The sequence below is a fragment of the Microbacterium sp. AG1240 genome, from assembly GCF_003635115.1.
Lineage (GTDB): Bacteria > Actinomycetota > Actinomycetes > Actinomycetales > Microbacteriaceae > Microbacterium.
Genome location: NZ_RBXJ01000001.1, coordinates 922,685 through 934,838, shown reverse-complemented (window position 1 = coordinate 934,838; position 12,154 = coordinate 922,685). Strand labels below are relative to the sequence as shown.

At 68.1% G+C, this 12,154-nt stretch carries 8 protein-coding genes; 2 read left to right on the top strand and 6 right to left on the bottom strand.

Annotated elements, in window-relative coordinates:
* Positions 1-17: 17 nt before the first annotated feature.
* Positions 18-2,024: an acyltransferase family protein gene (locus DEU34_RS04275; RefSeq protein ID WP_183042354.1), complete on the bottom strand. Its 2,007-nt coding sequence runs from the start codon at positions 2,022-2,024 to the stop codon at positions 18-20.
* A gap of 132 nt (positions 2,025-2,156) precedes the next feature.
* Here DEU34_RS04275 and DEU34_RS04270 point away from each other — a divergent pair, with 132 nt between their 5' ends.
* The gene (locus DEU34_RS04270; RefSeq protein WP_121148962.1) at positions 2,157-3,392 is read left to right on the top strand and encodes an O-antigen ligase family protein; all 1,236 of its coding nucleotides are present in this window, start codon (positions 2,157-2,159) and stop codon (positions 3,390-3,392) included.
* 27 nt (positions 3,393-3,419) lie between these two features.
* The gene (locus DEU34_RS04265) at positions 3,420-4,421 is read left to right on the top strand and encodes a glycosyltransferase family 2 protein (protein WP_121148961.1); all 1,002 of its coding nucleotides are present in this window, start codon (positions 3,420-3,422) and stop codon (positions 4,419-4,421) included.
* A gap of 7 nt (positions 4,422-4,428) precedes the next feature.
* On the opposite strand, the gene DEU34_RS04260 is transcribed toward DEU34_RS04265, so the two are convergent.
* The 5 genes from DEU34_RS04260 to DEU34_RS04240 form a co-directional block, all read right to left on the bottom strand.
* Positions 4,429-6,543: an acyltransferase family protein gene (locus DEU34_RS04260; RefSeq protein ID WP_121148960.1), complete on the bottom strand. Its 2,115-nt coding sequence runs from the start codon at positions 6,541-6,543 to the stop codon at positions 4,429-4,431.
* An 86-nt stretch (positions 6,544-6,629) separates the two neighbouring features.
* Positions 6,630-8,534, bottom strand: a complete 1,905-nt coding sequence (locus tag DEU34_RS04255) for a glycosyltransferase (protein WP_121148959.1) — start codon at positions 8,532-8,534, stop codon at positions 6,630-6,632.
* Positions 8,535-8,551: 17 nt separating this feature from the next.
* A complete protein-coding gene (gene glf, locus DEU34_RS04250) occupies positions 8,552-9,694 on the bottom strand; it encodes a UDP-galactopyranose mutase (RefSeq protein WP_121148958.1) in 1,143 nt (380 codons plus the stop codon).
* A gap of 62 nt (positions 9,695-9,756) precedes the next feature.
* The gene (locus DEU34_RS04245; protein WP_121148957.1) at positions 9,757-10,872 is read right to left on the bottom strand and encodes a glycosyltransferase family 4 protein; all 1,116 of its coding nucleotides are present in this window, start codon (positions 10,870-10,872) and stop codon (positions 9,757-9,759) included.
* Positions 10,869-12,107 carry a lipopolysaccharide biosynthesis protein gene (locus DEU34_RS04240; RefSeq protein ID WP_121148956.1) on the bottom strand — a complete coding sequence of 413 codons (1,239 nt, stop codon included), beginning with the start codon at positions 12,105-12,107 and terminating at the stop codon, positions 10,869-10,871. Before DEU34_RS04240 ends, DEU34_RS04245 begins: the two co-directional genes overlap by 4 nt.
* Between the last annotated feature and the right edge of the window lie 47 nt (positions 12,108-12,154).

Sequence of the window (12,154 nt, the reverse complement as noted above, 5' to 3'; positions counted from 1 at the left end):
CTCGGAAAGGGACCCCGCTACCCGAGGGGGATGCCGGGGATCGACGCGAGGGCGTCGCGCATCGCCGGTGTGAGGCTCGCCGCGTACGTGGCGGAGAGGTGACTCTGATCCAGGTACACCGCCACGTTGCCGATGACCGCGTAGCACGTCCCCTCGGGGCACAGGAAGTCGAGGAGATCCACGGCATGGACGCCCTCGCGAGAACCCAGCTCCGCGGCGGGATTGATCTCGGCCGAGACGTCGGCCCGAGCGCGGGTGCACTCGGCGGCCTCTCGCCCGTTGTCCTCGACGCAGCGGTACATGTTCGTCTCGTACCGCGGATTGTCCCGGATGAGGAGGACATCGGATCCGGAAGCGACGATCTGATCCACTCGCTCCTCGATGCCGAGCGGCAGCCGCTCCTCCGGCGACTCCGCGACGGCTCGGCTGCCGATCAGGACCACGAGATCCGCGGGGGAATCCTCGGCGTAGGACGCCGCCGCCCGTTCCCAGTCCTCGCACTCGGCGTCGACCTGGGCGGCCTCACCCGGGGCGAAGAAGCACCCGCCTTTGAGGAGCGCAACGACGTTCCAGCCCTCGTCCTGCAGGATCGGCAACAACGCCCCCGACCACTGCTGCGCGTGGGAGTCGCCGATGATGAGAGCGGTGCGCGCAGCACTTTCCGCGCTCAGGGTCTCGAGGCAGGTCGCAGCCAGCGAACGATCGCGGGGCACCCTGTCCTGCGTGCACCTCGAGTCGAAGTCCACCCAGTCCGTATCCACAGCGGTGCCGACCGGGACGATGTCGGCGTCGGCGATCACGTTCGCGGCGTTGCGCGGAAGGAGGACCGAGGCACCGGGGTTCGCCTGCGGGTCGGCCATCGCCGACCGGATGCGGTCGGCGGCCTGCCACCCCGTGAGGGGCACGAGCACGATGAGCAGCCACCCGACGGTGACGCCGACGCTTCTGCGCAGAGATACCGACGACGCCTTCTCGGTCCGACGCTCCACGAGGCGGTTGAGGGTGATGGCCAGCGTCAGCGACACGGCGACGACCAGGAGGCCGCCGATGAAAGAGACCGAGGCCGAATCGGTGATGACGAGGTACGCCACCAACACGGGCCAGTGGACCAGGTAGAGGCTGTAGGCGATGGTCCCCAGCCGGACCATCCAGGTCGAACCGAGGAACCGGACAGGAGCGCTCGTCGTCTCGGCCTGTCCCGCCAGGATCAGGAAGGCTGCGCTCAGCGTGGGCCAGAGCGCCGCTGCGCCGGGGAACCCCGACTCGACGTCCAGGACGATCCCGCACAGCAGCACCCCGGCGATGCCGACCCACGCCAGGATCGCACCGAAGCGGGCGCGGATGCGCAACGACGGCGCGATGATCGCGAGCAACGACCCGAGGGCGAACTCCCAGAGCCGCGACCACGTGTCGAAGTACGCCAGCTGCTGATCGGCGCTGGTGTAGACGATCGAGCGGATGAAGGATGCGGCGAAGACCGCACCGAAGACGATCAGCAGCACGCGTCGCGGGTTGAGCCGCAGACGGCGGGCCACCCAGAGCCCACCCGCGATGAGCACCGGCCAGAGGAGGAAGACCTGGCCCTGGATGGACAGCGACCAGAAGTGCAGGAGCGGCGAGGGGAAGGTCTCGGTGCGTGCGTAGTAGTCCACCGACTCCGCCGACAACTGCCAGTTCTGCGCGTAGAAGAGCGACGCGAACGATTGCGACCAGATCGTGTTCCACGACGACGTGGGGAACACCGCCGCGGCGAGCAGCAGCACCCCGAGTACCGTGACAGCGGCGGCGGGGATCAAGCGGGCGAACCTGCGCAACCAGAACCGGCCGAGATACGGCGCATCGACGCTGGCGGCGCGGCGGAGGAATGACGACGTCAGGAAGTACGCCGAGACCATCAGGAAGACGTCGACGCCGCCCGAGACCCGCCCGACCCAGACGTGGTAGATGACGACGAGGGCGATCGCGAACGCTCGAAGGCCGTCGATGTCGGCTCTGCGCACGGCGGACGCAGACGCGGTCGCCATCGTGCTCCGGAGCCCGGAAGACGCTCCCGATGCGGAGCTCGCCCGACTCATCCCGCTCGCAGCGAGGTGAGGGGGAGACGACTGCACATCCATCTAGCGTAAGGTCGCTGCCGCACTACCCTGGAAGGCACGATGGCGATCTCGACGAAGCATCCCGCGTCCGCTCCCCCGGAGGCACCGGCGCGCGAGACGACCGGCCACCTCCTGCTGCGCGGGTGGTGCGTCTTCGTCATCGTCGCCGCCCTCATCGGATCGGGCTGGGTCTTCGCCCTCGGCCCGGTCGGTACGGGCGTGCTCGTGGCGGCGACGGTCGTCGTCACGATCGTGCTGTGGGTGACCATCCGACCCCCGCTCCAGTGGCGTCGGCTTCCATGGGTCGCGCTCGCCTTCCTCCTCTGGGCCGCGGTGCCGATGATCTGGAGCCCCCGGCCGGTGGAGGCAGCGGTGGTGTGGATGCTGCTGGCCGCCGCCGCCGTGCACGCGATGTTCATCGCCGCCGCCCTCACCTGGCGCGATGTCGTGCGCACCATCGCCTCCGCGCTGAAGTGGCTGATCGGCCTCTCGATCGTCTTCGAGCTGGCGGTCGGCGTCTTCGTGGGCGGTCCGCTCCTGCCGGGATTCGTCGTCGCCTCGGCCGACTCCGACCCCGCCACGTTCTGGTCCAGCGGCGACTTCTTCGGAGCCAGTCCTCTCGAGGGTCTCGTCGGCGACCCCGGCGTGCTCGGGGCGCTCATGGTGCTCGCCATGACCGTGTTCGTCATCCGCTTCGCAGCCCGGGCTCCGCGGCGCCCCGTTCTGCTCGCCTGGATCGTGATCGCGGCGTTCATCCTCGTCCGCTCGGGCTCGACCGTCTCGCTCCTCGCCGTCGCCGGCGTGACCCTCGTCCTCACGACCGTGCTCCTCATGCGCACCGCAACCCACCCCGGCGAGCGCACCCGCTACTACCTCCTGTACGCCACGGCGGGCCTCGCCGGCGGCGCCGTCGTCTGGATCGCCTTCGGTGCCGAACTCGCCCGAGCGGAGGGTGCGTGGGCCCAGGTCTTCGCTCACCTCGGCCCGGTCGGGGTGGTGCTCCTGGCTCTCACGCTGCTCGCCTTCATCTGGCGCGCCTGGTTCTTCGCGATCGATCGCCCCCGCTTCGACCTGCGCGCCGACCGCCCCTACTCCCCCCTTTCGCTCCTCCCGACGCTCCTCGCCGCGCTCCTTCTCGTCGAAGGCGTCGCCGAACCCGGCGTGCTCCTGCTGTGGGGATGGATGCTGCTCGTGCTGCTCGGCGCGAAGATCAAGCAGGCGCCCCTCATCGGGGTCGGGCCCGCCGAGCAGAGCATGGCGATCGAACGCGGAGAGGCGCCCGGCCAGGTCTCCTGAGGTGCCTCGGTTAGGATCGAGCACGATATGAACGCCTCCTCCCGCTCATCCGTGCCCGAGTCCGAAGCGTTCGATCCGTCGTCCGCGACCATCGCGATCGTCACCTACAACCGGTCGCACCTGCTCACCCGGCTTCTCGAGAGCATCGGGCGGATGGATCCCAAACCCGGTCACGTCGTCGTCATCGACAACGCCTCCACCGACGACACGACGGAGGTCATCGAGGCGCTGCGCGAGCAGGTGGGCACCGAGCTCGTCTACCGCCGCCTCGACACGAACACCGGCGGGTCGGGCGGCTTCAGCGAAGGCATGCGCGTCGCCTACGAGCTGGGATCCGAGTGGATGTGGCTGATGGACGACGACGTGGAGGTCATCCCCGACGGCCTCGCCCGCATGGGCAGATGGACACCCCGCTTCCGCAGCATCCAGGGCCGGCGTTACGACTACGACGGCAGTGCCTTCTACTGGCAGTACCGCGTCGCGGAGTCGATGGCGATCCCCATCCCGTTCGCACCCGCGGGGTTCGACGCATCCGGGTTCAAGGAGATGAACTCCGGATGCTTCGAGGGGATGTTCATCCACCGCGACATCGTGCGCGAGATCGGACTGCCCGACCCCCGGTTCTTCATCTACTGGGACGACCAGATGTACGGCTGGCTCGCGTCCCGAGTGACGACGTCGGTCATCGTCGACGACTTCGTACTGCGCCGCACCCGCGAGATCAAGCAGCACGACTTCGGCGTGCGGCACATGAACGCGTCGAGCAACGCCTACCGGTACTACATCATGCGCAACCGGGCCTACTTGAAGCAGTACTACCGAGCGCACGGCGCGTACAAACCCCTGCCGTTCGCCGCCGGCACCGCGCTCACGCTCGCCAAGGAGCTGATCCGACTCGTGCTGGTCGAGAGAACGATCCGCGGCACGAGCCATCTGGCGCGAGGTCTGCGCGACGGGCGGAAGATCGCAAGCGATCGGTCGTGGCGGCCGATGCCTCCTCTCGCCGACGCCGTCGAGTCCCCCGCCTGACCGCCCGTCAGGTGCCGGGGGCGCTATCGACGGCGCTCTCGAACCGGTCGGCCAGCATGCGCGAGTACCGCCGGCTCACGTGGTCGGCGTCGTAATACACCGGTTCCCCACCGATCACGGCGAAGCACGACCGGTCGTCGCAGAACGCGTCCGTGAGGTCGATGAGGCGTACCTCCGGCCTGCCCGCTTTCTCGACGGCCAGCGGAAGCGGATCGCCCGGAGGCAGTGCGACCGCGCGGGGCCGAGCGCACTCGAGCGGATGCTGCGGATTGAGCAGAACGCAATCGGGATCGCGGACGTCGCCGTTGAGCGGCGGATCGACGATGGCGAACACGCGCGACCCCGCGTCGGCCCAGGCGTCCCAATCCGCGACGAGGCCGTCGGCGAACCGTTCCTGAGCGAGTTCGGGTGGAAGATCGCCCTCGAGCAGCTCGAAGCGGCCCGCCATGGAGGTGAAGACCAGATCGGGGCGACTCTCCACGACCGCCGCCGACACATCCCTCGACCAGGTGCGGCAGACCGCGACCTCCGGCGGACCCCAGAGCGTACGGAACCCCGCGAAGGGCACGTCCGCGGCCGGACAGCCGCCGAAGTGGCTGATCGTCAGACGCCATCCTCGCTTCTCGGCGATGTCGAGGAGGGGGCCTTGCCACTGCTCGGCGTGCGAATCGCCGACGAGCCATACGTCTGTGGCGTCGCTCCCCCCGCGCGAGAAGTCGCACAGCGTCGTCGTCGCGCGGTCGTCGTAGACCATCCGGTCGAGAGGCCGGCAGACCTCGGGCGCCCACCAGTAGACGTGCGCGCCGGTGATGACGGCCGACTCCGGAGGTCCGAACGCATCGGGGCAGGACGCCGCATCCGCGATCGCCGCCGGTCCGACGCACGCTCCCGCCCGGAGCGGGCCGTCGGGCAGATCGTACGAACTCTGCTGGGCGTAGGCGGCGTGCAACGAGCCCGCCGCCGTGAGGACAACGATCATCCCCACCGCCATCCCGGCGAAGGCCCGGCGGGTCGACGTCGACCACCACCGCCACCGCTGGGCGGGTCGTTCGACGAGACGGTGCGTCACCCAGGCGAGCAACAGCGAGATGACGAGCACGCCGATCTTCGACACCGTCGACAGGGGGCCCGCGAGCACGAACGGCGCCACGACGATGAGGGGCCAGTGCCAGAGGTAGAGCGAGTACGAGACGTCGCCCACCCACTGCACGGGCCTCGCGCCCGTCACCGCGGAATGGACGAGCCGATCGTGGCCCGTCCCCGCCACGATCACGGCAACGGTCGAGAGCACGGGGAGGAGTGCCGTCCATCCCGGGAACGGAGTCTCGGGCCCGAAGAGGAAGACCGAGAGCACGATCCCGGTGAACCCCAGGAGCGACAGCAGATCCGCCGCTCTTCGAGGCAGCCGGATGCGCGAAGCCAAGACCGCGACCAGCCCGCCCAGCGCGAACTCCCACATTCTGGTGAAGGTGACGAAGTAGGCCGCGCTCGGCGCCAGCTGCGTGTAGATGACGCTCGCCGCGAAGGACGCGACCGCGACCACGGAGATGAGCAGGAGCGCCCGGCGACGGCGGTCGGCCGCGCGGCGGACACCCCACCCGGCGAGCGCCAGCAGCAGCACGGGCCAGATGACGTAGAACTGCTCCTCCACGGACAGCGACCAATAGTGCTGCACCGTGCTGGCCGCCTCGTTCGCTGCCGAGTAGTTCACGGAGAAGCCCGTGAGCACCCAGTTCTCGACGTAGAGCGCCGCCGCGGCGATCTCGGCCGCGTTGCGCTCCCACCGCGGGTACGGCAGGAAGACATACGCGAGCGCGGCGGCCGCCGCGAGCACCAGGAGGGCTGCCGGGAGGAGACGGCGGACGCGGCGGGCGTAGAACCGGCCGAGGCGCACGCGACCCGTGCGGCCGATCTCCGCGAGGAGGTGCCCGGTGATGAGGAAGCCGGAGATCACGAAGAAGACATCGACCCCGACGTAACCGCCGGTGAAGCGCAGTGGCCAGAGGTGGTTGAGCACGACCGCCGCGATGGCGAGGGCGCGAAGCGACTGGATATCGGTGCGGAACGCCCGGGTGCGCTCAGCGGGCTCGCTCGACGGCGCTTCGACGGCCGGTGTCGCCATGCTCGATCCCTCTACTCCGAAGGCGGCGTTCCGCCTCGGAAGAGGCTAGCCTGCCGCGACTCGCGGCCGCCGCAGGCGCCCGTGCCTCACTTTGTGGTGGTCACGTCTCCTGCGAAGATCGACCGCCACTGCTCGGGAGACGTGATCTTCGGCGCCTCCCGACCGTACTCGTCGGCCAGACGCGCCCATCGACGGGCCAATCGCATGTTCAGGCGCACGCTGTCGAAGAGGAACCGTCGCATCGCGGAACGGTCGCGCTGGTACCAGGCGACGCCCACTCCGTCCGGCGAGGTGACGAGGGCGGAGTCGATGTCGGCGAACCGCCACCAGGTGATGTCAGGCGCAGCGATGATGCGCTCCGGGTTGCGATGGCTGCCCTCCGATTCGCGGATGAAGAGCTGCCTCACCGCCACGCGCAGGGCGAGGACGACCGCCGCGACGGGGTTGGTCGGGCGGCGGACGGCGCCCAGCATCACGCGTGACGAACGGCGGACGGGCGGCAGGGTCGAGAAGTCCTCGACGACGGTGGCATCCACGAAATCGGCGCGAAGACGTCTCGCGTCGCCCTGCTTGGTCGCGAGCCAGCCCGGCAGCGCATCCGGGCCGGCGAACGCGTCGCGCAGAGCCTGGTGACGCAGCCGCACGGTCGAGTACTGCAGCATGAACAGGAGCTTGACGTCGCCGAGGAACGAATGCAGCGGCAGGTAGCCGCCGCGCGGGACCGGTGAGCGGAGGAGGCCGGTGATGACGCGGTTGCGGTGGATGAAGTACTCCTCCCACGTCCTCGTCGGGTCCTTGTCGTGCCAGGCCATGTGCCAGACGGCGACGCCGGGAAGACACACCGTCGGGTAGCCGCTCTGCGCTGCTCTCAGCGAGTACTCGATGTCGTCGAACTTCAGAAACACGGGTAGCGAGAGACCGATGTCACGGAGGATATGCGTCGGAATCAGGCACATCCACCAGCCGTTGAAGTCGGCCGCGAGGCGACGGTGGAGCTCCGGTGTCTCACGAAGGGTGTCTTCGGCGAAGTCGTGGTCGTATTCGCTCTCGCCCGAGGCCGACATCCACGACTTGCGGGTATCCCAGACCTCACCCTGGGTGTAGAGGACGGACCGCTCGTCGAGGTGGAGCATCCCCCCTCCGACGATCGTCGGCACCGTCGCGAAGTCGGCGAAGCGCACCGCCCTCATGATCGCTTCGGGCTCGGAGATCGCGTCATCGTCGAGGAGGAGGACGTAGTCGCTGCGGCCCTCCGTCAGCGTTTCGAGCATCGCACGCGAGAACCCGCCGGACCCGCCCAGGTTGGCCTGCCGCAGCACCGAGAGATGTTCGCCGAGCTGCTCGGCGGCCTCGCCGAAACGCGGCTGATCCTCGACGAGATCGGTGCCCTGATCGATCACGTACACCGTGTCGAGGACGCTGGCGATGTCGGTGTCGGCACCGATCGTGAGGAGCTGGTTGAGGCAGTACGAGGGGCGGTTGTACGTCGTGATGCCCACCGAAACCGTGCCGGGTGCCTTCGCCTCGGGGGCAGCCACCTGCCACTCGGCACTCTCGAGAGTCGCCTCGGACTGCGCGCACGCGATGTCGAACCAGTAGTTCCCGCCGTCGACGAACGAGAGCACCGGGAGCTCGAACGACACGGTCTCGTCGTCGAACTGCTGCGACGCCACGGCGGAGGCTCGACCGCGCGCACTCGACTTGTACACGGAGAGGAGACCCTGACCGCGGAGCGTCACGACCAGCCGAACGGACCGGACGCTCGTCCAGCGCTGCCAATAGCTCGCGGGGAACGCGTTGAAATAGGTGCTCAGCGAGATGCGGCGGTGGGCGTACACCGTGATGGATCGTCGCCCATTGATCTCGTAGTCGGCGCCCGGCTGCGATCCGTCGCCCGCCCCCGTATCGACGTAGAGCGCCGAGACCTCCGCGACCCCTTCAGTGGGGAACACGACGCGATTGACGGTGACGTAGTTCTCTGCGTTGTCCATCGATGCTCTCCCTGGCTTCACGCCAGCGTGTTGTTCCACATCGACAGCGCAGATCCGATCGCCATGTGCATGTCGAGGTACTGATAGGTGCCGAGGCGCCCGCCGAAGTGGACGTCCTTCTCCCCCTGGGTGAGTTCACGGTAGGCGAGCACACCGGTGCGGTCTTCGGGAGTGTTGACCGGGTAGTACGGCTCGTCCTCGCGAGTAGCGAAACGCGAGAACTCCTTCATGATGACGGTCTTGTCCGTCGGGTAGCGATCGGCCCGCTCCGGGTGGAAGTGCTTGAACTCGTGGATTCGCGTGTAGGGCACGTCGGCATCGGCGTAGTTCATCACGCTCGTTCCCTGGAAGTCGCCGACCGGCAGCACCTCTTCCTCGAAATCGAGGGTTCGCCAGTTGAGCTCCCCCGCCGTGTAGTCGAAGTAACGGTCGACGGGGCCCGTGTAGACGATCGGGAGCTGCCCGACAGTCGCTCGCTTGTTCAACGGCTGAGACTCGTCGAAGAAGTCCACATTGAGCTTGACATCGATGTTCGGGTGGTCGGCCATGCGCTCCAGCCACGCCGTGTAGCCGTCGACGGGGAGACCCTCCCACGTGTCGTTGAAGTACCGGTTGTCGTACGTGTATCGCACCGGGAGACGCGAGATGACCTCGGCGGGCAGGTCCTTGGGGTCGGTCTGCCACTGCTTGGCCGTGTAGTCGCGGATGAACGCCTCATACAGAGGGCGACCGATGAGACCGATACCCCGTTGCTCCAGGTTCTGGGCAGCTCTGGGGTCGAACTCCCCCGCCTGCTCCGCAACGAGCGCGCGCGCCTCACTGGGCGAATATGCCGCGTTGAAGAACTGGTTGATCGTGCCGAGGCTGATCGGCAGCGGGAACACGACGTTCTTGTGGTTCGTGTAGACGCGGTGCACGTAGCTCGTGAAGTCGGTGAATCTGTTGACGTACTCCCACACCGTCGGATTCGACGTGTGGAACAGGTGCGCACCGTACCGGTGCACCTCGATCCCGGTGGTCGGTTCGGCTTCGGAATAGGCGTTCCCACCGACATGGTGCCGGCGGTCGATCACGGTCACCTTTCGACCGGATGCCGCAGCCCGCTCCGCGATCGTGAGACCGAAGAAGCCGGAGCCGACGACGAGAAGATCAGGATTCACAGTCACGTCCTTTGCGTTGGCAAATCGCCATCAAGTCTAGACGGCCGCCCCGCCGCGCATTTTCAGCTTTGGCGCTTCCGAACGGCCGCAGCGATGTCGAGCAGCGCCCGGGTGTTCTCCCCGTACGTCACCGACCGGATCCGTGCAGCCGCGGTGTCGACGCGCAGCTGAGCGGCATCCGGATTCTCCAGCACGCGTTCGGCGAGCGAGGCCAGGGCCTCGCCATCACCGGGCGGACCGTAGAGCGCCTCATCACCCATCGAGGCTCGGACACCGCCGATATCGGTGGACACCACGGCCGCCCCGGAGAGAGTCGCCTCCGCGGGCGGGAGATGCCACCCCTCTGCATCGCTCCCGCAGAGATAGACGGAGGCAGACCGATAGAGCTCCCGCAGCACCTCAGGCGAGGGGTCGCATACATACTCCACGCCGGGGGCGAGCGGACGCGGTGGGACAGGATCGATACCGAAGGCGACCACCCGCGCGTCCGGGCGGCCGGCGCGCACGGCGCCGAGTGCGTGCGCAACGACGTCGGGCCGCTTGTACCCGTGAGGAGAAAGAAGCGACATCACCATGGGGCGACGTTGCGCGAGCGGAGCACCGGTCGGAAACGAATCGACGTCGAGCGCGTTCGTCAGCAGGACGCTGGACAGACCCGCCTGCGAACACAGCTCGGCGAGCCAGGGCGCGATGACTATTCGCTCGTCAACGCGTGCCCAGGCGCGACGGATGACGTCCTCGGGAGCCGCCCACGTCTCGAAGTGCTGGATGAGGGCGAGAGACGTCGCGCCCGCACGGCGGGCCACCTCAGCGACGTGATCGGTGGTCTGCACCGCCGTCGCGACGACCACAGAGCGCCGCCCCAGCTTCGGTCGGGGCCTGGCGGAGGTGACCTTCACTCGTACGCGCGGATCGAGCCGGTACCAGGGGATGGAAGTGGTCGCGCGCCCGGTCAGACGGCGTCGCCACAGACCCGCCGCCAGGATCGCGGCCCGATACCTCGAGAACCGCCCACTCTCGAATGCGTTGAAGATCGAGCTGTGCCAGACCGTCACATCGACACCTCGGCTGACGAGCGCGTCGGCATACTCGTACACCACCTTGTACCCGCCGATGGGGGTCAGGGCCGGGGCAGGAAGCAGGAAGTGGACGTCCGAGACAGTCTCGTCGGTGCTCACCGCGACGCCGCCTCGGAAGTGAGCGGCTCTGCCAGTCCCGTCCGCCGGGAATACCAGACGCAGCAGAGCAGCGTGAACACCTCGCTGAGGGCGAGGCCCGCAGCGACTCCGACCGGGCCGAACGCGATGCCGCCGACCAGCATCCCCGACAAGCCGAGGATCGCACTCGCCGTCGTGACCCACAGAACCGCACCCTCCCGCCGTGCCGGCAGCAGCACGTTGCGTATCAACGGCGTCGAGGTGGATATCGCGATGTAGGACACCCCTAGCCAGAACAGCATGGCGGGGTCGGCTGCCAGCTCCTGCCCGAAGATGAGTTGACTGGCGGGAACTCCGAGGAAGACGAGAAAGGCGAACCCCACCAGTCCGAGGGCGAGCATGATCCCGATGGACGCGAGATTGCGCGAGCGGCGATGATGGCCGCGTGCCTCGAGCGCCCACCCCTGCAGGGCGTTCCCCATGGCGACCACACCGAGCAGACCGTAACGATAGATGCGGTCGCTCGATCCGTAAGATGCCGAGGCGGCGGGCGACGACGTCGCCGCGACGATGGGCACGGGTGCGTTCGAATAGAGGTTCCCGACCACCTCGACACCCCAGGCGGAGCGCAGCCCCTGAATGTCCGACCGGACTCGTCGCCAGCCCACCCACCTCGGGAAGAACCGTCGAAGGTGGACGAGATGGAACGCGAGGACCCCCGCCACCGCCGCCACGATCATGGCGACGCCGTACCAGACCACGTCGCCCGTCCACAGGAGCAGGCCGATGGCGATCGCCGTGGCGATCGCCCGCGGCACGATCTCGAACCAGACGATGATCGAGATCGACGAGACCCCGACCGCGTACCAGCTCACTCCGAAACCGCCCAGCGCCCCGGCGATGGCGAACGTCACGGCGACGCCGACCGTCGCCCCGGGCGCGAGAAGGGCGCCGATGATGGCAGCGCCCACGGCTACGACGGCGATGATCGGCAGGCGCGCGTAGAACGACCGACCATAGAGCTCGTGGCGGGCTCGACCCGATGTCTCGACGGCGACCATCGGTGTGCCCAGAGCGTTCCACCCGACATAGCCGACCGCGGCGGCGTACGTGCCGACGGCTTGACCGACATTGAATGCGACCCAGCCATCCTCTCCGCTGGCTCGCCCCACGATGGGGATGGCCACGAAGGGCAGGATGGCCGAGATGAAAGGAAGTGTGGAGAATCCGGCAAGACGTCGGATGAGAGTGGCCACCCGAAGAGACTAGTTGACCTCGATTCGAGAACCTGCGGCGCTGCCTC

Bases quoted from the DNA above. Each gene is read 5' to 3' on its own strand.
- DEU34_RS04275 (WP_183042354.1), bottom strand. From the start codon at position 2,024: ATGGCGACCGCGTCTGCGTCCGCCGTGCGCAGAGCCGACATCGACGGC.
- DEU34_RS04270 (WP_121148962.1), top strand. From the start codon at position 2,157: ATGGCGATCTCGACGAAGCATCCCGCGTCCGCTCCCCCGGAGGCACCG.
- DEU34_RS04265 (WP_121148961.1), top strand. From the start codon at position 3,420: ATGAACGCCTCCTCCCGCTCATCCGTGCCCGAGTCCGAAGCGTTCGAT.
- DEU34_RS04260 (WP_121148960.1), bottom strand. From the start codon at position 6,543: ATGGCGACACCGGCCGTCGAAGCGCCGTCGAGCGAGCCCGCTGAGCGC.
- DEU34_RS04255 (WP_121148959.1), bottom strand. From the start codon at position 8,534: ATGGACAACGCAGAGAACTACGTCACCGTCAATCGCGTCGTGTTCCCC.